We start from the raw sequence: 22,774 nt of genomic DNA, 5'->3' as shown, positions 1-22,774 counted from the left end.
ACAAATCCTCGGGTTAATTCTTTCGGGTTGCCTATGATAACAGGCTGTTGGCGGATGCCAATATCTCAGGCAACCGGATGCGCGCGAAAGGGGTACCCTTCCGCCACCAGTTCCATCACTTCCGGCACCCAGTTTGCCGCAGGCATTTTTACCAGCGCGGGATAGAAAATCTGCGGCGACGGGAAGACGTCAACCACGTGGCAGTTGGGCAAACGCGCGGCATTCACTTCTGAAGATGGCAGCAGCGTAGCGGCAGCAAGCCCCGATTCAAGCCAGTCGAGGATCATACCCGGCTGGGTGATATGCATAATCACATTCGGATTTACCCCCGCTTTTCTGAACAGGTCGATCAGCATCTCGTAGGTGCCGGAATCTTTCGCCCGATGCAGCAGCACCAGCGGAAAGTCAGCCAGCGCCGTATAGTCGAAAGGATTCGCAGGCGCCTGTGGCAAACATTTTTTGCTGATCACCGCCACCAGCTTAATGGGATCAAAGGAAACAAAATCAAAGCCTTCACTGCGATAAGGGCGCTGAATCAGCGCTAAATCTATGGCGCCTTCATTGAGTAGCATCTCCAGATGACTGGAGTCGGTGACCGAAATGTTTACCTCAATATTGGGATTGCGCTCATACAGCGCCAGCAGCAGCGGTTTGAAGTAAGACTGAAAAAGGTGCGTGAGACCCAGACGAAACTGCGGGTGATCTTTTTGCGCGATCTCCATGGTTTCACGCGCGGTGTCTTCCACCTGTCGCAAAATTTCGCAAGCTTTGCGATAGAGAAAAAACCCCGCTTCTGTAGGTTCAATACGATTGCCACGGCGAGTGAAGAGCGGCGTTTGCAGTTCATCCTCCAGCTCCTGGATGCGTTTACTGAGCGGCGGTTGCGCCATATTCAGCACCTTCGCCGCCTGACTTACCGAACCCTGCTCCACTACCCGACAAAAGTAGCGTAATCGTTTTAGATCCATGAAACCGTTCTCCTCACCTGCATCCCGAAGGCTAGTGTACGTCAGGCTTTCAGGCGTCTCACACTTTTTTGATCTACTCAGACGCAGCTAAACGGTATTTGTCCCCATTACTTTTGGGGATTAGGGTAACCGCAGACAGTTTTACTGCTTACCAACAGGAACAACACGATGAAAAGTAAAGTTCATGACCTACGCTCTGCGCTGGAGCTGCTGAAAACGCTGCCAGGCGAATATGTCGAAACCGATACCGAAGTTGACCCGCACGCAGAACTCTCTGGCGTTTATCGCTACGTTGGCGCAGGCGGTACCTGCCAGCGTCCGACGCGTAAAAATGGCCCGGTAATGATGTTCAATAAAATCAAAGGTTTTAATGACATCAGTGTGGCAATCGGTCTTAACGGTTCCCGTAACCGCGTTAGTCAATTCCTGAACTGCCCGCCGGAACGTCTGGGCCATTTGCTGAAAGACTCCGTCCAGACGCCTATCGCTCCGGTTCTTACCACCGCGCCCGCGGCGGGTCAGGAAGTGGTTCACCTCGCCACCGACGCCGGTTTTGACCTGCGCAAACTGCTGCCCGCGCCGACCAATACCGCAGAAGATGCCGGCCCGTACATCACCATGGGGCTGTGCTATGCGTCAGACCCGGATACCCACGAGTCCGATATCACCATTCACCGTCTGTGCGTCCAAAGCAAAGATGAACTTTCGATGTGGCTTACCCCTGGCCGTCATATCGATGCGTTCCGCATGAAAGCGGAAGCCGCAGGCAAACCGCTGCCGATTTCTATCAGCATCGGCGTTGATCCGGCGATTGAAATTGCCGCCTGCTTCGAGCCGCCGACCACTCCGCTGGGCTTTGATGAACTGAGCATTGCCGGTTCCCTGCGCGGACACGCCGTTGAAATGGTGCAGTGCAAAACCATCAACGAAAAAGCGATCGCTCACGCAGAAATCATCATTGAGGGCGAACTGCTGCCTAACGTGCGCGTGCGTGAAGACCAGAACACCAACACCGGCAAAGCAATGCCTGAATTTCCGGGCTACACCGGCGAAGCGAAAGAAGCGATTCCGGTGATTAAAGTGAAAGCCGTGACGCACCGTAAAAACCCTATCTGGCGTACCACCGTCGGGCCAGGCGAGGAACATGTGAACATGGCGGGTATCCCGACCGAAGCAAGCATCCTCGATATGGTTGAACGCGCGATGCCGGGCAAATTGCTGAACGTCTTTGCGCATACTGCAGGCGGCGGCAAACTGCTGGCGGTCATGCAATTCAAAAAATCCGCCGCCGTGGATGAAGGCCGTCAGCGTCAGGCTGCCCTGCTCGCCTTCTCTGCGTTCCCGGAACTGAAACACGTCATTCTGGTGGATGAGGATGTCGATATTTTCGATACCGACGATGTGCTGTGGGCAATGCAGACACGCTATCAGGGCGACGTGGACACCGTCACCATTCCGGGCGTTCGCTGCCACCCGCTCGATCCGTCTCAGGTACCTGCTTATAGCCCGAGCATTCTGCAACAGGGGATGTCATGCAAAACCATCTTCGACTGCACGGTTCCGTTCCATCTGAAAAGCCACTTTGAACGCTCGAAATTCAAAGAGGTCGATGTGAAGCGCTTCCTGCCGGACTTCGAATAAGGGGAATACCGTGGCCACCAAACGCATGATTGTCGGAATTAGCGGCGCCTCCGGGTTCCAGTATGGCGTGAAAGCGCTGGAGCTCTTACGCAAACTGGACGTTGAGGTTCATCTCGTGGTCTCGAAAGGGGCCGAGAAAACCTGCCAACTGGAGACGGATTACCGTCTGGAGGACGTCTTCGCCATGGCGGATGTCGTCCACCCGATCGGTAATCTGGGCGCGGCGATTTCCAGCGGCTCATTCAAAACGGCAGGGATGCTTGTCGCCCCCTGCTCAATGAGAACGCTGGGCGCCATCGCCCACTGCCTGACCGACAATCTGCTGACGCGTGCGGCAGACGTGGTGCTCAAAGAGCGCCGCCGTCTGGTGCTGCTGGCGCGGGAAACGCCGCTCAACCTCGGCCATATTCGCAATATGGGCGCAGTGACCGAAATGGGCGGCATTATTTTCCCGCCGGTACCCGCGCTTTATCAAAGGCCACAAACGGCTGACGAGATCGTTACCCATAGCGTCAGCCGTGCTCTCGACCTGTTTGATTTTGATATTAACGATCTTCCGCGTTGGGGCGAGGGATCGTTGAGTCACACTGAATAACACTATCAGGATATTTTCATGTTAATTGGACCCTACGTGAACGGCGCGGCGGTGATCGTCGGCGGCCTGTTCGGCTCGGTAATCGGGACGCATATTCCCGATCGCGTAAAAACGGCGTTACCGTTGACCTTCGGGCTTTGCTCAGTTGGCCTTGGCATCAATCTGGTGATCAAGGTGAAATTCATGCCTGCCGTGGTACTGGCCATGGTGATTGGCGCAGTCATTGGCGAGATGTTTTTCCTCGAAAAACAGATTGGTAAAGCGGCAGGCAGTACCCGCGGCCTGATCAACCGTATCTTCCCGCCGGTGCAGGGGTTAACGCACGACGAGTTCACCGAAAAATTTGTCGCCATTCTGGTGCTCTTCTGTGCCAGCGGCACCGGGATTTTCGGCGCAATGCATGAAGGGATGACCGGCGATCCATCGATTCTCTATATTAAAACCGTGCTGGATCTCTTCACCGCGGCCATTTTCGCTACCATGCTGGGCTTCTCGGTGATGACTATTGGCCTGCCGCTGATTGCCGTCCAGGTCGCGCTGGCGGTGCTGGCCGTGCATATTCTGCATCTGATCACGCCGGATATGATGGCCGATTTCTCTTGTGCGGGCGGGTTGATTATGGTCGCCACCGGGCTGCGCATCTGCAATATCAAAGCATTCCCCGTTGCTAATATGCTACCGGGGTTGATTCTGGTGATGCCGATCTCCGCTCTGTGGGCCCGTTTATTCGCCTGATAATCGTCTGAACATCCCGTATCATAATGAGTGCAATTAAATCATTATGATACGAGATGCATACCGTTCTTCCCGCCTTGTTCTTTTCATCCTCATTCCTTTTTTAAGCGCATCACATTTTTCCCTCCTGATATCGCTCGTTCCCTCTTCTGGCGTAAATCTTGCCTGTGTTCATTATTCGCTTATAAGCGGGAATAACCACAGGGGGCAAATATGGAAGCGCGTGAAGCGACCGGAACCGGTGAATCATATCTGCGCGTAGATGCTATCGCCAAAGTCACCGGGCGAGCGCGGTATACCGATGACTACGTTATGGCAGGGATGTGCTACGCAAAATATGTGCGCAGTCCTATCGCACATGGATATGCCAACAGTATCAATTGTGATGAAGCCAGAAATCTACCAGGCGTACTGGCAATTTTCACGTGGGAAGACGTACCCGACATTCCCTTCGCTACCGCGGGGCATGCCTGGTCGCTGGAAGAAGGTAAGCGCGATGTCGCCGATCGTCGCCTGCTGACACGCCACGTGCGTCACCACGGCGATGCCGTAGCGATTGTCGTGGCCAGAGATGAACTGACAGCCGAGAAGGCCGCGCAGCGGGTCAAAGTTGACTGGCAACCACTGCCGGTCATTACCACCCCGCAAGCCGCACTGGCGGCCGATGCTGCAGAAATTCATCCGGGCGGCAATCTGCTTCGGCAAGGGGAAATGAGTACCGGCAATGTGGAACAGGAAATCAACGCGGCCGATTACCTGATTGAGGGGCATTTTCAGACACCCGTTATTCAGCATTGCCATATGGAAAGCGTCACCTCATTTGCCTGGATGGAGGATGATTCGCGCATTTCAATCGTTTCCAGCACGCAAATCCCGCATATTGTACGCCGCGTTGTCGGGCAAGCGCTTGGGATACCCTGGTCGTGCGTGCGGGTGATCAAACCCTTTGTCGGCGGCGGCTTCGGGAATAAACAGGATGTGCTGGAAGAACCTATGGCGGCATTCCTGACCAGTAAACTGGGAGGGATTCCGGTAAAAGTGTCACTGAGCCGTGAAGAGTGTTTTCTTGCCTCTCGTACCCGCCATGCGTTCACCATAGATGGGCAATTAGGGCTAAACCAGGACGGTACGCTAAAAGGCTATCGCCTGGATGTCCTGTCTAACACCGGCGCTTATGCGTCACACGGGCACTCTATTGCCTCTGCGGGCGGTAACAAAGTGGCTTATCTCTACCCTCGCAGCGCCTACGCCTATCGTTCAACCACCTGCTATACCAATCTCCCTTCCGCTGGCGCAATGCGTGGATATGGGGCGCCACAGGTTATTTTTGCCGTGGAGTCTCTGCTTGATGACGCCGCGACTGCGCTGGGGCTCGATCCCGTCGACGTTCGGCTGGCAAACGCCGCTCGCGAGGGGGATAAGAATCCACTGACGGGCAAGACGATTTACAGCGCAGGGCTTCCCGAGTGCCTGCAAAAAGGCCGCGAGTTATTTGAATGGGATAAACGGCGCGCAGAGTGCCAGGGGCAGCAGGGAAATATTCGCCGCGGCGTCGGCGTCGCCTGCTTCAGCTACACCTCAAACACCTGGCCCGTTGGCGTGGAAATCTCAGGCGTGCGGTTGCTGATGAATCAGGATGGCACCATCAACGTACAAAGTGGCGCGACGGAAATCGGCCAGGGCGCGGATACCGTGTTTGCACAGATGGTCGCGGAAACGGTCGGGGTACCTGTCAGCATGGTGCATGTCATTTCCACCCAGGACACCGATATTACGCCCTTTGACCCCGGCGCATTCGCTTCACGTCAAAGCTACGTCGTCGCCCCCGCAATCCGTAAAGCCGCTGAACAGCTCAGAGACAAAATTCTTGCCAGCGCGGCGGTCATATTGCATCAACTCTCCAGCAAACTGACGCTGGTAAACGGCAATATTGTGCTGACTGACAGGCCGCTTATCCCGCTGCTATCGCTGAAAGAGCTGGCGCTGGATGCCTTTTATCACCCTGAGCGAGGCGGCCAGTTATCTGCGGAATGCTCGGTTAAAACCATGACCAACCCGCCCGCATTCGGCTGCACCTTTGTCGACCTCACGATTGATATTGCGCTCTGTAAAGTCACGATTAATCGCATCCTGAATGTGCATGACTCTGGGCATATCCTCAATCCACTGCTGGCTGAAGGACAGGTACACGGTGGTATGGGAATGGGCATTGGCTGGGCATTGTTTGAAGAGATGATTATCGACGCGCAAAGCGGGCTGGTGCGTAATCCTAATTTGCTCGATTACAAAATGCCAACCATGCCCGACTTACCAGACCTGCAGAGCGCCTTCGTCGAAACGCAGGAGCCACAATCCGCTTACGGGCACAAATCGTTGGGTGAACCGCCGATTATTCCCGTCGCCGCCGCAATCCGTAACGCGGTAAAAATGGCCACCGGTGTTGCAATTAATACACTGCCATTAACGCCTAAACGTCTGTTCGAGGAGTTTCATCAGGCGGGTTTGATTAAAGGATAACACCATGTTTGATATCGCTACTTATCACCGTGCGACGACAATGACAGAGGCATTAAGCATGCTGTCAGCAAATCCCGACGCTAAATTGCTGGCGGGAGGCACTGATGTCCTGATTCAGCTTCATCACCATAACGCACGTTATCGCCATATCGTCGATATTCATGACCTCCCGCAACTGCGCGGGATCGCCCTGGCAGAGGATAACCAACTGCGTATTGGCTCCGCCACTACGTTCAGCGAAATTATCGATAGCCCTCTGACGAAGAAACATTTTCCGGCATTATGCGCTGCCGCGGCCTCCATCGCAGGGCCGCAGATCCGCAATGTGGCGACCTATGGCGGCAATATTTGTAATGGCGCAACCAGCGCTGACTCTGCCACACCCACCTTAATCTATAACGCAGTACTGGAAATCCAGTCGCCAACAGGCGTGCGCTTTGCTTCGATGAATGGCTTTCACACCGGCCCGGGAACGGTGTCACTGCAACATAATGAAATTGTTACTGCTTTTCTCCTGCCATTGCCGCCTGAAAAAAATGTGGGCAGCGCCCATTACAAGTACGCCATGCGCGAAGCGATGGATATATCCACTATCGGCTGCGCCGCCTACTGCCAGTTGAATAATGGCTATATCGAAGAACTGCGACTGGCGTTCGGCGTCGCGGCGCCCACCCCCATTCGCTGCCCTCAAGCGGAACTCGCGGCATATCATGCGCCAGTGTCCGCTCTGACGCTGGATGCGATCGGCGAAGCCGTGTTGCAAGACGTGAACCCGCGATCCTCCTGGCGAGCGAACAAAGCGTTCCGTTTACATCTCATCCAAACGATGACCAGAAAAGTCGTGGGCGAGGCCATCGCTGCGGCCGGGGGAGAACTGCAATGAATCAGAACGATACTATTCATATTAACTGTCAAATCAACGGGATGCCTTTTCAACTGAGTGTGCCGCCAGGCATGCCGTTATCTGAACTGCTGCGCGAGCAAGGGTTACTCAGCGTGAAGCAGGGATGCTGTGTGGGGGAATGCGGCGCCTGCACGGTACTCGTCGACGGAACCCCCATCGACAGTTGTCTGTATCTTGCCTGCTGGGCATCAGGCAAGGAGATCCGCACGGTGGAAGGGGAATCCAAAAATGGCCAACTGTCAGCAGTTCAACAGGCTTATGTCCATTCCGGCGCAGTACAGTGCGGGTTTTGCACACCGGGGCTTATTATGGCAACGACTGCATTACTGGCAAAACCGCGCGAACGCCCTTTCACTATCACAGAAATTCGTCGTGGGCTGGCGGGAAATTTATGCCGTTGTACCGGTTATCAGATGATTGTTAATACCGTGAAAGCGTGCGAAAAGCAAAAATAAACCCTGCGAATCCGGCCTGATTTCAGGCCGGATTGGCTAACACTCACGCACTTAATAATTCATATTTTTTTATTTTGCGATAAAGCGTGGCGATGCCAATACCTAATTCATCTGCCACCTGTTTTTTACTGCTATGACGCGAGAGCGCCTCGCGAATCATCTGTTTTTCCATCTCTTCAAGCGCAGTACCGCTGGTATCCTCTACTGAAGACAACCCGAAGCTGCTGACAATATTCACGCGCTCGGACTCTTTGTTATTACTCACCAGATTCGGCGGCAAAAGAACACTGTCAATCACCTCACCGGATGGCACGACATTGACCAGATACTCCATGAGATTGCTTAACTCACGCAAATTTCCCGGCCAGCGATGACGTTTAAGAACGGCAACCACCTCCGGTGAAATGCCGGGGTATACCAACCCAAGACGGCGCGTATGCAGGTGCAGGAAGTAATGAACCAGTAGCTCAATGTCGTCCTGGCGCTCTCGTAGCGGGGGAAGAGTCAGAGGAATAACGTTTAACCGGTAATAGAGATCCTCACGGAACTTTCCTTCACTGATAAACTGATTCAGGTTCTGGTGCGTGGCGGAAATAATGCGAATATCAACCGGAACCGGGCTGCTGGCGCCAATCGGTAAAATCTCCCTTGCTTCGATTGCCCGTAATAGCTTGGCCTGAAGCATCAGCGGCATATCACCAATTTCATCAAGAAAAAGTGTTCCGTTGTTTGCCGCCTGGATCAGCCCCACCTTGCCGTTCACCGACGCCCCTGTAAATGCGCCCTTCACATAGCCAAACAGTTCGCTTTCCAGCAACTGTTCGGGAATAGCGGCGCAGTTAATAGCAATGAAAGGTTTGTTTTGGCGTTCACTTAATTTGTGAATCGCCCTGGCGACCACTTCCTTACCGGTTCCGCTCTCTCCGACAATAAGAACGCTGGAGGGACTTGGCGCAATGCGGCCGATCAGCCGCTTCAATTGACGCATTACCCGACATTCCCCCACCAGTTGCTCAATATGCGGATCATCGCCGCCTGGGGTTATCGTGGAACTGGTATGTGACTGATGGAAAGCCATTAAGAAAAGTTGCCGTTCCTGCACACTATGCAACTGGCCTATAATAATTTCACTTTTATCATCCCAACTAATGATGTGTTGCATATGCCCATGGGTGAAATTACTTTCAAAGGTTAATGGACGAAAACGAATTGATTTCCCAATCATATTGTTTTGCACAACACCAAGAATTTTCAGCGCCGTATTATTGGCGAACTGTATGCGATTATCTTCGTCAATAACCAGAACACCCTGATCCATATTTTCGATCATCGTCGAAAATATTTTACTGATACTGCCGCTGCTTTTTTGGTCTTCCAGCAACTTCGAAACAAAAATAGTCGAGATGTGGCGGACGTAATCAGAAAACGCCTGCAAGTTATCGTTGATATGTTCCTGTTGCTCGTGCGTCACGGCTATCAAGCTTATCACGCCAACGCAGCGATCCTGTAAGATCACGGGCGTTCCCAGAAAGGCCTTCTCGCGGCAGCTCTCTTTGCTCTCGCAGCCTTCGCAGAGGGGATCAAACCGGCTATGCGTCACGATTTTTTCTTGTTTAGACTCCAGTACATAGCGCAATAAGCGGGAACTGCTGCCCTGCTGACGCCCAAGATATCGGCCATAGGCACCGGTGCCCGCCACCCGGCACAAGTTTTCATCGACTATTTCAACTTCAAGCTGCAACACGCTGGCCAGCATCCTGGCAAAACGTTGGATCGTGGGCTGAATCTGCATCAAAACGGAGGGAACATCTGCGATAACCATAAACTTACCTTTCAATTTTGTGAGGCGATTGAGCAGTGAAGATAAAGGCGATGATGGAAATACGATGATACTAAACCAGGGCTGGTTTGCTTTGATGGAAAGAGGGGATGTTTATCACTTTATAATGAAATTATGGAAGAAGTGTCACATTTCCATATCAATATGAGAATAAACGGCACTAATTTATCATATTGACGAAATCCGGCTTAATTTGCTTACGCTGACGTTATTACCCCCCTCATGTACGCAGGATTCACTCCGCCAAAACCCGTTCAGTTCTATTTTCGCATTCAATTTATGCCAGGGTTATGTGAAATACATCACATTCCAATCGCACAAAACATATCGTCTCGCGAATATATCCAAAGCTGGCACACTTATTGTTAGTTCCAGGCATGACGGTGATATCTCCTTCCTGATGAATATACGTTCACAGCAAAACGATCCACCAGCCTGTCATTCCACTACCGGGACTTTACAATGAAAACTGTTAATGAGCTGATAAATGACATCAATTCTCTGACCTCCCATCTTCACGAGAAAGATTTTTTGTTAACGTGGGAACAGACGCCGGATGAACTGAAACAAGTACTGGATGTTGCCGCCGCATTGAAAAAACTGCGTGCCGAAAATATTTCAACCAACGTCTTCAATAGCGGTTTAGGCATCTCCGTATTCCGTGATAACTCCACCCGCACCCGCTTCTCCTACGCTTCAGCGCTCAATCTGTTGGGCCTGGCTCAGCAAGATCTTGACGAAGGTAAATCCCAGATCGCTCACGGTGAAACCGTGCGCGAAACCGCGAACATGATCTCCTTCTGCGCGGATGCAATTGGTATTCGCGACGATATGTACCTTGGGGCGGGTAACGCCTACATGCGCGAAGTCGGCGCAGCCCTGGACGATGGCTACAAGCAGGGCGTCCTGCCACAACGTCCGGCGCTGGTTAACCTGCAATGCGATATCGACCACCCAACCCAATCAATGGCTGACCTTGCCTGGCTGCGGGAGCACTTCGGTTCCCTGGAAAATCTCAAAGGCAAAAAAATCGCGATGACCTGGGCCTATTCCCCCAGCTACGGCAAGCCGCTCTCCGTACCTCAGGGCATTATCGGCCTGATGACCCGTTTTGGTATGGACGTCACTCTGGCGCACCCGGAAGGATATGACCTGATCCCGGACGTTATCGAAGTCGCGAAAAATAATGCGAATGCATCAGGTGGCAGCTTCCGCCAGGTAACCAGCATGGAAGAAGCCTTTAAAGATGCGGATATCGTCTATCCAAAATCCTGGGCGCCTTACAAAGTCATGGAAAAACGCACTGAATTGCTGCGCGCTGACGATCATGCCGGCCTGAAAGAGCTCGAAAAGCAGTGCCTGGCGCAAAACGCCAACCATAAAGACTGGCACTGCACCGAAGAGATGATGAAGCTCACACGCGGCGGCGAAGCACTCTATATGCACTGCCTGCCAGCCGATATCAGTGGCGTCTCCTGTAAAGAAGGTGAAGTCACCGAAGCGGTCTTCGAAAAATATCGCATCGCAACCTACAAAGAAGCCAGTTGGAAGCCTTACATCATTGCCGCGATGATCCTCTCACGCAAATACGCAAAGCCTGGCGCATTGCTGGAGCAGTTGCTGAAAGAAGCAGAAAAACGCGTCAAATAACTCACCCGGCCGACCGGTTGGTCGGCCCTCCATTTGCGGAGACCATGACGGTTAAGGATCGATTATGTCCGTTTTTTCATTAAAGATTGATATCGCAGATAACCATTTTTACAACGGTGAAACGTCGCCACTGTTTTCACAACAGCAGGCCAAAACCGCTCGACAGTTCCACCAACAAATCGCGGGGTATCACCCCACGCCGCTTTGCGCGCTGGATAACCTTGCCGCGCTGCTCGGCGTAAAGAAAATCCTCGTTAAAGATGAATCCAAACGATTTGGTCTGAACGCATTCAAAATGCTCGGCGGCGCTTACGCTATCGCCAGACTGCTGTGCGAGAAATACCACCTCGATATCGCCACGCTGTCGTTTGAGCAGTTAAAAAACAGCATTGGCGAAAAGATGACATTCGCCACGACAACCGACGGCAATCACGGACGCGGTGTCGCATGGGCGGCTCAGCAGTTGGGTCAACATGCGGTCATCTATATGCCTAAGGGGTCGGCTCAGGAACGTGTCGACGCCATTCTTAATCTCGGCGCTGAATGTATCGTCACCGACATGAACTACGACGATACCGTGCGTTTGACGATGCAACACGCTCAGCAACATGGCTGGGAAGTGGTTCAGGATACCGCCTGGGAAGGCTACACCAAAATTCCAACCTGGATTATGCAAGGCTACGCCACCCTTGCCGATGAAGCCGTCGAACAAATGTCCGCGCTGGGCATCAAACCAACACACGTACTGCTGCAGGCGGGCGTCGGGGCGATGGCTGGCGGGGTTCTGGGTTATCTGGTTGACGTCTATGGCCCGCAAAATCTGCACAGCATCATCGTTGAGCCCGACAAGGCTGACTGCATTTACCGCTCTGGCGTGAAAGGCGACATCGTCAACGTTGGCGGCGACATGGCAACCATCATGGCAGGCCTTGCCTGCGGAGAGCCTAATCCACTGGGCTGGGAAATCCTGCGTAACTGCGCCAAACAATTTATCTCCTGTCAGGACAGCGTCGCTGCCCTGGGGATGCGCGTTCTCGGCAATCCCCTCGGTGACGATCCCCGCGTCATTTCCGGCGAGTCCGGCGCGGTAGGTTTAGGCGTTCTGGCCGCAGTACATCATCACCCACAACGTGAAGACCTGATGAAAACGCTGGCGCTCGATAAGAACGCCGTGGTGCTGGTTATCAGTACCGAAGGCGACACGGATGTTAAACACTACCGTGAAGTCGTCTGGGAAGGCAAACATCCGGTAGCACAATAACTTGCTGACAAATTAGAGATTTCGTAGCTCATACGGAACATGAATACTGGAGAATAAATATGGCTAAGCACATTCCATTTAAGCTGATTCTGGCAAAAGCAAACGACTATAAAGACGATATGACGCGGTTCCTGCGCGACATGGTGGCTATTCCCAGCGAAAGCTGCGATGAAAAGCGCGTCGTGCATCGTATTAAGCAGGAGATGGAGAAAGTCGGCTTCGATAAAATCGAGATTGACCCGATGGGGAATATTCTCGGTTACATCGGTCATGGCCCGCGCCTGGTCGCCATGGATGCCCACATCGATACGGTCGGTATTGGTAACATCAAAAACTGGGAATTTGACCCCTACAAAGGAATGGAAACCGACGAACTGATTGGCGGCCGTGGAACCTCCGATCAGGAGGGAGGAATGGCGTCGATGGTGTACGCCGGCAAGATTATCAAAGATCTTGGCCTGGAAGATGAGTACACCCTGCTGGTCACGGGTACCGTGCAAGAAGAGGATTGCGACGGTCTCTGCTGGCAGTACATCATTGAACAATCAGGCATTCGCCCGGAATTTGTCGTCAGTACTGAACCTACCGACTGCCAGGTTTACCGTGGTCAGCGCGGTCGCATGGAAATTCGCATTGATGTTCAGGGGGTGAGCTGTCACGGCTCAGCACCAGAGCGCGGCGATAACGCCATTTTCAAAATGGGCCCGATTCTGAGCGAATTGCAGGATCTTTCCCAGCGCCTGGGCTATGACGAGTTTCTCGGCAAAGGCACCCTGACCGTGTCTGAAATTTTCTTCACGTCGCCAAGCCGCTGTGCCGTTGCTGACAGTTGCGCGGTCTCTATTGACCGTCGACTGACCTGGGGCGAAACCTGGGAAGGCGCGCTGGATGAAATCCGCGCTCTGCCAGCCGTACAGAAAGCGAATGCGGTGGTGTCCATGTACAGCTACGACCGTCCATCCTGGACTAGCCTGGTTTACCCCACCGAATGCTACTTCCCAACCTGGAAAGTCGAAGAAGACCACTTTACCGTCAAAGCGCTGGTTAATGCCTATGAAGGGCTCTTTGGCAAAGCGCCTGTCGTTGATAAATGGACGTTTTCCACCAACGGAGTGTCCATTATGGGTCGCCACGGTATCCCGGTCATCGGCTTTGGCCCAGGCAAAGAACCAGAAGCGCACGCGCCAAACGAAAAAACCTGGAAATCACACCTGGTCACCTGCGCGGCAATGTACGCGGCCATCCCGCTAAGCTGGCTGGCAACAGAGTAATCATTACTTTCTCGTTATCCCTCCGGTTCGCCGGAGGGTGTCCGGAGCTTGTTATGCGCGTGCTGATAAAAAATGGAATCCTGGTGAATGCCGATGGGCAGGCAAAACAGGACTTACTCATTGAAAGCGGTATTGTTCGTCAAATCGCCGACAACATAACGCCGCCATTGCCCTGTGAAGTCATTGATGCACAAGGATGTTATGTGATGCCGGGAGGCATTGATGTACATACTCATTTCAATATCAACGTTGGTATCGCACGTAGCTGTGATGATTTTTTTACCGGCACCCGCGCCGCGGCGTGTGGTGGTACAACAACCATCATAGATCATATGGGATTCGGCCCGGCTGGCTGTCGCCTCAGGCACCAGCTTGAGGTTTACCACGGATATGCCGCCCATAAAGCCGTTATCGATTACAGTTTCCATGGTGTTATTCAGCATGTTAACCCCGCTATTCTCGACGAAATTCCCGCCATGGTCGAAGAGGGGATCAGCAGTTTTAAATTCTATTTAACCTATCAGTACAAAGTGAATGATGACGAAGCCCTTCAGGTGCTGCGGCGTCTGCATGATTCAGGCGCACTCGCTACCGTCCACCCGGAAAATGATGCGGCGATCGCCAGAAAGCGCGCTGAGTTTCAGGCCGCAGGGTTAACCGCTCCGCGTTACCACGCCCTGAGCCGTCCGCTGGAATGCGAAGCGGAAGCCATTGCCCGCATGATTAATCTTGCCCAGTTGGCAGGTAATGCGCCGCTCTATATCGTTCATTTATCCAATGGCCTGGGGCTCGATTATGCTCGTCTGGCCCGGGAGCGCCGCCAGCCAGTATGGGTTGAAACCTGTCCGCAATATCTGCTGCTGGATGAACGCTGTTATGAAGCGGAAGACGCTCTGAAATATATCCTGAGCCCACCGCTGCGTAATGCCCGTGAGCAGGATAAATTGTGGTGCGGCATCAGCGATGGGGCGATTGATACTGTTGCCACCGACCATTGCACTTTCCCCATGACGCAACGCCAACAACTCTCTTCCGGTGACTTCAGCCGTTGTCCAAATGGCTTGCCGGGGGTGGAGAATCGTCTGCTGCTTTTATTCTCAACCGGCGTAATGAGCGGGCGCATTTCGCCTGAGCGCTTTGTCGCGCTGACCAGTGCCACACCCGCAAAACTCTTTGGGCTGTGGCCGCAGAAAGGGATACTCGCACCCGGTGCAGATGGCGATGTGGTGATTATCGATCCTCGTCAAACGACGGTGATTCGTCATACCGATCTTCACGACAACTGTGACTACTCACCGTGGGAAGGCACCCGCTGTTCCGGCGCAATCGTCAGAACCTTATCGCGTGGAGAAACGCTCTACAGCGACGGCGTATTTTCCGGCAAGGCCGGTCGCGGTCGTTTCCTGAGGCGAAAACCTTTCGCCCACCCAACTTTTTAGCAAACAACATTCGCAGAAATGAGTGAGGAAAAATGAGTAAGAAAATTGTTCTCGCACTTGGCGGGAATGCGCTGGGTGAGGATCTCGCCGGGCAAATGCAGGCGGTCAAAATCACGGCGCAGGCTATTGTTGATTTGATTGCCCAGGGTCATCAGGTGGTCGTCACGCATGGTAATGGCCCTCAGGTTGGTATGATCAACCTGGCCTTCGAAGCCGCCGCCAAAACCGAGGCCCACACGCCGATGTTACCGATGTCAGTTTGTGTGGCATTAAGCCAGGGCTATATCGGATACGACCTGCAAAATGCGCTGCGCGAAGAGTTGTTATCCCGCGGTATCAATAAGCCCGTCGTGACGCTGGTCACTCAGGTGGAAGTGGATGCGCACGATCCAGCATTCCAGAATCCGACCAAACCCATTGGCTCTTTCTTCAGCCAGGAAGAAGCGCAGCAACTGGAGAAACAAGGATACATCCTGAAAGAGGATGCGGGCCGTGGCTATCGCCGTGTCGTTGCCTCACCGAAACCTGTCGATATTATTGAGAAAGAGACTGTCCAGACGCTGATGGAAGCGGGTCAAATCGTCATCACCGCAGGTGGCGGCGGTATCCCGGTTATTCGCGAAGGGCACCATTTACGCGGTGCCAGCGCCGTGATTGATAAAGACTGGGCGAGCTCTCGACTTGCCGAAATGATCGATGCCGATATGCTGATCATTTTGACCGCCGTCGAAAAAGTCGCAATCAACTTTGGTAAGCCAAATGAGCAATGGCTCGATCGCCTCTCCCTGGCTGACGCGCAACGCTTCATTGATGAGGGGCACTTTGCCAAAGGCTCCATGCTGCCGAAGGTTGAAGCAGCCGCATCTTTTGCCCGTTCACGTGCCGGACGCGAGGCGCTGATTACGGTTCTGAGTAAAGCGAAAGAAGGAATTGAAGGTAAAACGGGTACGATTATTTGTCAGTAATAGCTATTCTTCATCAAGAGCGGGAAGGTGTCACACACCTTCCCGCTCTCTTTTTATGCAACTTCCAGCACATCGCGAGTCGATTTTACGCCCTGATGCATTAACATCATCAGCGCCTCCAGAACGCCGCCGCCGATGGCTCTGGCCTTATCGGAAACGCTGGTAAAGTCGGCGTTTTCACCCCTGGGATCGATATCGCCAATTTTAAAACCACTCACTACCGTTAAACCGTCGCTGAGTAATCCGCGCACCATTCCTGCCAATGGCGCTTTGATTTCGCTTTCTCCCACCCAGGCAATCACGTCCCCCTGCGCAACTAAATCGCCCAGTTTAACCGCTGCGCGAAACACGCCAGCGACCGGAGCACGAATCACGCGAAGCGAAGTGTGTCCCATAATATTCCCCGGAACGCCGGTGTTTTCTTGCGCGCAACCGGAATAAATCACCTGGCCTAACCAGTGGCCGCGATTCGTTTCGACAACGGCGTGGCAATCTTTACCCGCATAAAAACCTGGCCCCAGAGCAATCGTCACCGCAGCCATATCCATGTGCGTGCCTAAGTTTTGCTTTGCCAGAATAGCGTCGACCACACAGCCGGGTTTCAGTTGTTCGAGCAGAGCACAATGCGGATCAGCAAGTAGCGGAATAATGCCGCGCTCAGAAAGCGCTATGGCCTCCGCAACATCTGCCGCCCGACGGGCAGTAACGCCTTCAACGCACATTTCACCATCAAACATCGCCTGAGCAAAAGCCACACTGCGGCGAATCACCGTGGGTTGTTCCACCTCAACCATAAATACTTTAAAACCAGCATGGAACAGGCGTAGCGCCACGCCACTGGCAATATCGCCGGCGCCGCGGATCACCACCCGTTGATGCCGGGAAGGATGATCGGCGGCCATCATCAGCCCGCCAGGCGCGCGGTTTTTAATCTGCAGGATCTCGGCCAGAACGCTAATCGCGATCTCTTCCGGCGTTTCAGCGCCAATGTCATACCCGACCGGCGCATGAAGGCGGCGAATGCTCGCTTCGCTCACGCCTTTTCCACGCAGCTCGCGTAAAAACACCTGCACCTTGCGCCGACTGGCCAACAGCCCGAGCCATGCCACAGGCTGCTCAACCAGTTTATCAAGGGCTTCCCGATCCTGATTATTGGTTGCGATTAAGACAAAGTTATCCGGCCGGATCGCCAGCGCATCCACCGCCTGGGCAAACGTGTCTGCGTGAAGCAACTGTGTTGCAGGAGGAAAAGCATCGGCTTTCAGGCTATCGCGATAAATATCCGCGACGGCGATATCGAAGCCCAACAATGCCGCATTCTTTGCTATGGCCTGATTCACATGACCCGCGCCAATTAATACCAGCCGGGGGCGTAATCCATGGACGCTGATAAATACGGACATCGCCCCCCCGCAGTCCGACCCCACCGCATCAGAGCCATTACGCGCCATTCTTCCATGAAACAGCCGCGGTTTTCGTTCTTCGAGCGCAAGCAATGATTCTTCAATTACTTTACGCTCAACCATTCCCCCTCCAATCGTTCCCGCGATCGTGCCATCGGGCCGTATCAGCATCTGAGCAGAATGGCGAGGCGTAGAGCCACGGCTATCAATAATTTGCGCTATGGCAAAGGGGCGATTCTCTTCCTCAAGCCTTGCGGCTTCCGTGAAAATATTCATAAGAACCTCAATAGATATTCCTTTCATCACGCCGAGTAACCGGCGCAGCTATCTTACGAATCTATGTGTAATCGGAAGGGTCTCCTGAACCGCCCCCAACCAAATCACATCGATATCCCCCTGTCGTAACGGCTGGAGCAGTTGCGGTTGGATCAGGGTAATATCAAACTGAGAAAAACGATTAATGAGCCAGATTCGCCGACAACCTTCCGGCGCACCTTTAAATGCTCCCTCCGGATGTTGAATCAACCGAATGAGATCGTTGACCGACAGAGGCTCATCCGCCTTCAGCCCTGTGATTTTGGTAAACAGAGGCCAACGATGAACATGTTCCGGCCCGGTTTTCTGCCCCAGCATCTGCCCGCCCATGACCGCAATCACGCAACGACTACTCTGAGGTATGCAAGGTTCATGCACATCTGGCGCTTTGAGTGGTAAACCGTGAGCGCCGTCAGCTTCGACCAAAATAATGTCGCACTCGGGCCGGGTCGCCAGGCGATCGATAGCAACTGATGAAAATCCGCGAACTTTGCCCTCAACCGCCTTCCATGAAGCAAAACAAGCCTGTATAGGTTGCATCAATATATGAGGGGGTAATGCGCCTGGCTCACGGCAAAACAGGCGAGGATATGAGACGTCGGGCAAAAACATATTTGTGGTGGTGGTGATTAACACCCTTCTGCCACCTGCTCTGAATAAATTTGCCAGCCAGAAAATCGTGCTGGTTTTCCCTCCCGCGCCAACAACAGAAATGACCAGCGGCTTATGCAGCCCACCGACATCACTATTCGGCGAAATATCTTCTGTTATATTATCCATGATAATGACCAGCCACCTGAGACAACGGAAATTATGCCGAAAATTGATTGTATAATGACTGCCGCAGGTCTTTCCTCGCGGATGGGACAATGGAAAATGATGTTACCCTGGCGGGAAGGAACGATACTTGATACGAGTATCAAAAACGCATTGCAGTTTTGCAGTCGAATTATTCTGGTCACTGGTTATCGGGCTAACGAACTTCATTCACGTTATGCTAATCATAAAGATATCGTTATTGTCCATAACCCGGATTACGCTCAGGGCTTGTTCAGTTCCATCAAGGTTGCGGCTCCGGTCGTAGAAAGCGAATACTGTTTTATCACCCATGGCGACATGCCCTGCCTCAACAAAAAAATATTCAATGATATCTGGAACCTAAAGCGTAACGGCGCGCTACTCCCACACTTCAAAGGAATACCTGGCCACCCAATTTTGCTGTCTAAAAGTTGCCTGATGCAGGCGGTATCGCAGTCCCATGCGGCCAGCATGCGCCAGGCATTACTAACAGGTATCCATTATTCTGTCGCGCTGGACGATGCCAGCATCATTCTTGATATTGATACGCCTGATGATTTCAAGCGCATTTCGAAAATGTAACGTCAAATACAGACGCGTTCAGAAAGAATTTCTCAGTCAATACAACTTCATTCGCAAAAAATATTATCATAATGATAATTGCTCACTATTTTTGAGAAACAAAGCCGTGTTCGATAAACCCGGCAATGATATGTCTCGCGGATTGATTTTAATTCTCACTTACCCACTGTGAGACGTTTCACAAAGCGGTATAAACTTTAGAAGCTCCTCACAAAACTTTATTTTTATACCGCCCTAACGCAAGAGTGGTGTGATTGTTGCTGTATCCCCCTAAACCGCCGGCGCAGTCCATGTCGGTTATTGAATAATACCTGTAATAAATTAAGGAGAGGGTCATGGGGGATATTATGCGTCCCGTTCCGTTTGAGGAACTTTTGACGCGCATATTTGAGGAATACCAGCAACAACGCTCTATCTTTGGCATTCCTGAACAACAGTTCTACAAACCCGCCGAGGAAAAGTCAGTCAACGTATTCGGTGAAACCTGCGCCACGCCTGTTGGCCCTGCCGCTGGCCCACATACTCAACTCGCACAAAACATCGTGACCTCATGGCTGACGGGCGGCCGCTTTATTGAACTCAAAACGGTACAAATTCTCGACCGCCTCGAACTGGAAAAACCCTGTATAGATGCTGAGGACGAGTGCTTTAACACCGAATGGTCAACTGAGTTCACCCTGCTAAAAGCCTGGGATGAATACCTTAAAGCCTGGTTTATTCTCCACCTGCTGGAAAAAGTATTACTGCCTCCGGAAGAGGGCAAATCCTTCATCTTTAACATGAGCGTTGGCTATAACCTTGACGGCATTAAACAACCGCCAATGCAGCAGTTTATCGACAATATGATGGATGCGTCCGCGCACCCCAAATTTGCCCAGTATCGCGATACGCTGAACAAGTGGCTGCAGGATGATGCCTTCCTCGCTCGCCATCACCTCTTGTCGCGCAGAGAAACACTTCGGGCGTTACCGGCCCGCATTCCTGGCGCCATGGTTCATGGTGTCACGCTCTCAACCATGCACGGTTGCCCGCCGCACGAAATCGAAGCTATCTGCCGCTATATGCTGGAAGAGAAAGCGCTGAATACGTTTGTAAAACTCAATCCGACACTGCTGGGCTTTGCCCGCGTCCGCGAAATCCTCGATGGCTGCGGATTTAGCTATATCGGGCTGAAGGAAGAATCTTTTGACCACGATCTTAAGCTTGATCAGGCGCTGGCAATGCTCACGCGCTTGATGCAACTGGCAAAAGAAAAATCGCTGGGCTTTGGGGTAAAACTCACCAATACCCTGGGAACCATTAACAATAAAGGTGCGCTGCCTGGTGACGAGATGTACATGTCTGGTCGCGCATTATTCCCTCTCTCTATTAACGTCGCCGCGGTGCTTTCTCGCGCCTTTGATGGTCAATTGCCTATTTCTTACTCCGGCGGCGCCAGCCAGATGAATATCCGCGATATTTTCGATACCGGCATTCGCCCTATCACCATGGCAACGGATCTACTAAAACCCGGCGGCTATTTGCGTCTGAGTGCCTGCATGCGTGAACTGGAAACCTCCAACGCCTGGCAAATGGCGCACGTTGATGTAGCAAAACTCAACCGGCTTGCCGAAGACGCCGTCACCATGGAATACACGCAAAAACACTGGAAGCCGGAAGAGAGAATTAACGTCGCGGAGGGGCTACCGCTAACCGACTGCTATGTTGCCCCCTGCGTCACGGCCTGCGCTATTAAGCAGGATATCCCTGAGTATATTCGCCTGTTAGGTGAACAGCGTTACGCCGATGCGCTGGAGCTGATTTATCAGCGTAATGCCCTGCCCGCCATCACAGGCCACATCTGCGATCATCAATGCCAGTACAACTGTACGCGTCTGGATTACGATAGCGCCCTCAACATCCGTGAGCTGAAAAAAGTCGCCCTGGAAAAAGGCTGGGACGAGTACAAACAGCGTTGGCACAAACCCGCGGGGTCGGGTTCCCGCCATCCTGTCGCTGTAATTGGCGCAGGCCCGGCTGGCCTGGCAGCGGGTTATTTCCTGGCGCGCGCCGGGCATCCCGTCACGCTCTTTGAACGGGAAGCCAACGCCGGCGGCGTGGTGAAAAACATCATTCCCCAGTTCCGTATTCCGGGCGAACTTATCGAACACGATATCGAGTTTGTTGCCAGTCACGGCGTGAAATTTGAATATGGATGCGACCCGCGTTTAAATGTCGCTCACCTGCAAAAGCAGGGTTATCACTATGTACTGATTGCCACCGGTACGGATAAAAATAGCGGCGTGAAGCTGCACGGTGACAACCCTAACGTCTGGAAATCTCTGCCGTTCCTGCGCGAATACAACCAGGGTAAACCGCTCCAGTTGGGTAAACATGTCGCCATCGTTGGCGCAGGCAATACCGCGATGGACTGCGCGCGCGCAGCCCTTCGCGTACCAGGCGTTGAAAAAGCAACGGTGGTGTACCGCCGTTCCCTGCAGGAAATGCCTGCCTGGCGGGAAGAGTATGAAGAAGCGTTGCACGACGGCGTAGAATTTCGCTTCCTGACTAACCCTGAGCAATTCGATAAAGACGGAACCTTAACCCTGCGGGTGATGACGCTTGGCGAAGCCGATGCGAAAGGGCGTCGTCGCCCTGTCGAAACCAGCGAGGTGGTTAAGCTGCACGTTGATAGCCTGATAACCGCTATCGGCGAGCAACAGGATACCGATGCGCTTAGTGCGATGGGCGTCGCGCTGGATGAAAACGGCTGGCCTGACGTCAATGATATCGGCGAAACCCGCACGGCGAATGTCTTCATGATTGGCGATGTCCAGCGCGGCCCATCATCGATAGTCTCCGCTATCGGGACGGCTCGTCGGGCCACTGACGCCATTCTGAAACGTGAAAATATCCATTCACATCACCACGACAAACACTGGAATAACGTCAATCCTGCCGATATTTACCGACGCAAAGGCGATATCGCTATTTCACTGGTCGATAAAGATGACCGTGACGCCTTTGTGACGCAGGAAGCCTCACGCTGCCTCGAATGTAATTATGTTTGCAGTAAATGCGTGGATGTCTGCCCTAACCGCGCCAATGTGTCACTGCCCATCCCCGGTTTCCACGATCGTTTCCAGACGCTGCATCTGGATGCCTATTGCAACGAATGCGGTAACTGCGCCCAGTTCTGTCCATGGCAGGGGAAACCTTATCAGGACAAAGTCACCGTGTTTAGCCTCCTTCAGGACTTTGAAAACAGTCGCAATCCGGGATTCCTGGTCGAAGGCGAAAACGTGCGCGTTCGTCTTAATGGCCAGTGCTGGACGCTGACCATAAGCCACTCAGGCGAGTTTACCCATGTGCCGCCGGAACTGGATGAGATGTGCCGCATTATCAGCCACGTCCACCAGCATCATCACTATCTGCTTGGACGGGTGGAGGTATAAC

At 52.9% G+C, this 22,774-nt stretch carries 17 protein-coding genes; 13 read left to right on the top strand and 4 right to left on the bottom strand.

Going from position 1 to position 22,774, the window contains the following annotated elements:
* Window positions 1–65: 65 nt before the first annotated feature.
* Entirely contained in the window at window positions 66–968 is a 903-nt protein-coding gene (locus VSR74_RS12130; RefSeq protein WP_347794974.1) for a LysR family transcriptional regulator, read from the bottom strand.
* A gap of 168 nt (window positions 969–1,136) precedes the next feature.
* Between VSR74_RS12130 and VSR74_RS12125 the strand changes: the two genes are divergently transcribed.
* The 6 genes from VSR74_RS12125 to xdhC all read left to right on the top strand — a co-directional run bounded on the left by VSR74_RS12125 (window position 1,137) and on the right by xdhC (window position 7,815).
* On the top strand, window positions 1,137–2,609 hold the full coding sequence (locus VSR74_RS12125) for a UbiD family decarboxylase (RefSeq protein WP_347794973.1): 1,473 nt from the start codon (window positions 1,137–1,139) through the stop codon (window positions 2,607–2,609).
* Window positions 2,610–2,634: 25 nt separating this feature from the next.
* Entirely contained in the window at window positions 2,635–3,204 is a 570-nt protein-coding gene (locus VSR74_RS12120; protein ID WP_347795243.1) for a UbiX family flavin prenyltransferase, read from the top strand.
* A gap of 18 nt (window positions 3,205–3,222) precedes the next feature.
* Window positions 3,223–3,939, top strand: coding sequence for a DUF554 domain-containing protein (locus VSR74_RS12115; protein WP_347794972.1), 717 nt, complete (start codon window positions 3,223–3,225; stop codon window positions 3,937–3,939).
* A 213-nt stretch (window positions 3,940–4,152) separates the two neighbouring features.
* The gene (xdhA, locus tag VSR74_RS12110; protein WP_347794971.1) at window positions 4,153–6,456 is read left to right on the top strand and encodes a xanthine dehydrogenase molybdenum-binding subunit XdhA; all 2,304 of its coding nucleotides are present in this window, start codon (window positions 4,153–4,155) and stop codon (window positions 6,454–6,456) included.
* 4 nt (window positions 6,457–6,460) lie between these two features.
* A complete protein-coding gene (gene xdhB, locus VSR74_RS12105) occupies window positions 6,461–7,339 on the top strand; it encodes a xanthine dehydrogenase FAD-binding subunit XdhB (RefSeq protein ID WP_347794970.1) in 879 nt (292 codons plus the stop codon).
* Window positions 7,336–7,815, top strand: a complete 480-nt coding sequence (gene xdhC, locus VSR74_RS12100) for a xanthine dehydrogenase iron sulfur-binding subunit XdhC (protein WP_347794969.1) — start codon at window positions 7,336–7,338, stop codon at window positions 7,813–7,815. Before xdhB ends, xdhC begins: the two co-directional genes overlap by 4 nt.
* A gap of 43 nt (window positions 7,816–7,858) precedes the next feature.
* Here the strand turns inward: xdhC and VSR74_RS12095 are convergent, their stop codons facing one another.
* The gene (locus tag VSR74_RS12095) at window positions 7,859–9,637 is read right to left on the bottom strand and encodes a sigma-54-dependent Fis family transcriptional regulator (RefSeq protein ID WP_347794968.1); all 1,779 of its coding nucleotides are present in this window, start codon (window positions 9,635–9,637) and stop codon (window positions 7,859–7,861) included.
* 480 nt (window positions 9,638–10,117) lie between these two features.
* On the opposite strand from VSR74_RS12095, the gene ygeW reads away from it, so the two are divergent.
* From ygeW to arcC, 5 genes are all read left to right on the top strand, one after another.
* On the top strand, window positions 10,118–11,305 hold the full coding sequence (gene ygeW / locus VSR74_RS12090) for a knotted carbamoyltransferase YgeW (protein ID WP_347794967.1): 1,188 nt from the start codon (window positions 10,118–10,120) through the stop codon (window positions 11,303–11,305).
* Window positions 11,306–11,369: 64 nt separating this feature from the next.
* On the top strand, window positions 11,370–12,566 hold the full coding sequence (gene dpaL / locus VSR74_RS12085) for a diaminopropionate ammonia-lyase (protein WP_347794966.1): 1,197 nt from the start codon (window positions 11,370–11,372) through the stop codon (window positions 12,564–12,566).
* Window positions 12,567–12,625: 59 nt separating this feature from the next.
* Window positions 12,626–13,837, top strand: coding sequence for a YgeY family selenium metabolism-linked hydrolase (locus VSR74_RS12080; RefSeq protein ID WP_347794965.1), 1,212 nt, complete (start codon window positions 12,626–12,628; stop codon window positions 13,835–13,837).
* Window positions 13,838–13,890: 53 nt separating this feature from the next.
* Complete coding sequence (hydA, locus tag VSR74_RS12075; protein ID WP_347794964.1) at window positions 13,891–15,276, top strand: dihydropyrimidinase; 1,386 nt, start codon at window positions 13,891–13,893, stop codon at window positions 15,274–15,276.
* 32 nt (window positions 15,277–15,308) lie between these two features.
* Window positions 15,309–16,241 (top strand): carbamate kinase, encoded by a 933-nt coding sequence (gene arcC / locus VSR74_RS12070; protein ID WP_347794963.1) that lies wholly within the window; start codon window positions 15,309–15,311, stop codon window positions 16,239–16,241.
* Between the two features lie 53 nt (window positions 16,242–16,294).
* Here arcC and yqeB read toward each other — a convergent pair whose 3' ends face one another.
* A complete protein-coding gene (gene yqeB, locus VSR74_RS12065) occupies window positions 16,295–17,920 on the bottom strand; it encodes a selenium-dependent molybdenum cofactor biosynthesis protein YqeB (protein WP_347794962.1) in 1,626 nt (541 codons plus the stop codon).
* Between the two features lie 48 nt (window positions 17,921–17,968).
* On the bottom strand, window positions 17,969–18,739 hold the full coding sequence (yqeC, locus tag VSR74_RS12060; protein ID WP_347794961.1) for a selenium cofactor biosynthesis protein YqeC: 771 nt from the start codon (window positions 18,737–18,739) through the stop codon (window positions 17,969–17,971).
* 33 nt (window positions 18,740–18,772) lie between these two features.
* Between yqeC and mocA the strand changes: the two genes are divergently transcribed.
* Both mocA and ygfK read left to right on the top strand, forming a co-directional pair.
* On the top strand, window positions 18,773–19,339 hold the full coding sequence (mocA, locus tag VSR74_RS12055; RefSeq protein ID WP_347794960.1) for a molybdenum cofactor cytidylyltransferase: 567 nt from the start codon (window positions 18,773–18,775) through the stop codon (window positions 19,337–19,339).
* A gap of 335 nt (window positions 19,340–19,674) precedes the next feature.
* Window positions 19,675–22,773 carry a putative selenate reductase subunit YgfK gene (gene ygfK, locus VSR74_RS12050; RefSeq protein WP_347794959.1) on the top strand — a complete coding sequence of 1,033 codons (3,099 nt, stop codon included), beginning with the start codon at window positions 19,675–19,677 and terminating at the stop codon, window positions 22,771–22,773.
* Window position 22,774 lies beyond the last annotated feature (1 nt).

Source organism: Pseudocitrobacter cyperus (assembly GCF_039889165.1).
In the GTDB taxonomy this organism is placed as follows: Bacteria; Pseudomonadota; Gammaproteobacteria; order Enterobacterales; family Enterobacteriaceae; genus Pseudocitrobacter; species Pseudocitrobacter cyperus.
The sequence above is the reverse complement of the archived record's forward strand: the minus strand, read 5'-3'. Positions and strand labels throughout refer to the sequence as shown.

Excerpts from the sequence above, each read along its gene's own strand:
- VSR74_RS12130 (WP_347794974.1), bottom strand. The coding sequence starts at position 968 with ATGGATCTAAAACGATTACGCTACTTTTGTCGGGTAGTGGAGCAGGGT.
- VSR74_RS12125 (WP_347794973.1), top strand. The coding sequence starts at position 1,137 with ATGAAAAGTAAAGTTCATGACCTACGCTCTGCGCTGGAGCTGCTGAAA.
- VSR74_RS12120 (WP_347795243.1), top strand. The coding sequence starts at position 2,635 with ATGATTGTCGGAATTAGCGGCGCCTCCGGGTTCCAGTATGGCGTGAAA.
- VSR74_RS12115 (WP_347794972.1), top strand. The coding sequence starts at position 3,223 with ATGTTAATTGGACCCTACGTGAACGGCGCGGCGGTGATCGTCGGCGGC.
- xdhA (WP_347794971.1), top strand. The coding sequence starts at position 4,153 with ATGGAAGCGCGTGAAGCGACCGGAACCGGTGAATCATATCTGCGCGTA.
- xdhB (WP_347794970.1), top strand. The coding sequence starts at position 6,461 with ATGTTTGATATCGCTACTTATCACCGTGCGACGACAATGACAGAGGCA.
- xdhC (WP_347794969.1), top strand. The coding sequence starts at position 7,336 with ATGAATCAGAACGATACTATTCATATTAACTGTCAAATCAACGGGATG.
- VSR74_RS12095 (WP_347794968.1), bottom strand. The coding sequence starts at position 9,637 with ATGGTTATCGCAGATGTTCCCTCCGTTTTGATGCAGATTCAGCCCACG.
- ygeW (WP_347794967.1), top strand. The coding sequence starts at position 10,118 with ATGAAAACTGTTAATGAGCTGATAAATGACATCAATTCTCTGACCTCC.
- dpaL (WP_347794966.1), top strand. The coding sequence starts at position 11,370 with ATGTCCGTTTTTTCATTAAAGATTGATATCGCAGATAACCATTTTTAC.
- VSR74_RS12080 (WP_347794965.1), top strand. The coding sequence starts at position 12,626 with ATGGCTAAGCACATTCCATTTAAGCTGATTCTGGCAAAAGCAAACGAC.
- hydA (WP_347794964.1), top strand. The coding sequence starts at position 13,891 with ATGCGCGTGCTGATAAAAAATGGAATCCTGGTGAATGCCGATGGGCAG.
- arcC (WP_347794963.1), top strand. The coding sequence starts at position 15,309 with ATGAGTAAGAAAATTGTTCTCGCACTTGGCGGGAATGCGCTGGGTGAG.
- yqeB (WP_347794962.1), bottom strand. The coding sequence starts at position 17,920 with ATGAATATTTTCACGGAAGCCGCAAGGCTTGAGGAAGAGAATCGCCCC.
- yqeC (WP_347794961.1), bottom strand. The coding sequence starts at position 18,739 with ATGGATAATATAACAGAAGATATTTCGCCGAATAGTGATGTCGGTGGG.
- mocA (WP_347794960.1), top strand. The coding sequence starts at position 18,773 with ATGCCGAAAATTGATTGTATAATGACTGCCGCAGGTCTTTCCTCGCGG.
- ygfK (WP_347794959.1), top strand. The coding sequence starts at position 19,675 with ATGGGGGATATTATGCGTCCCGTTCCGTTTGAGGAACTTTTGACGCGC.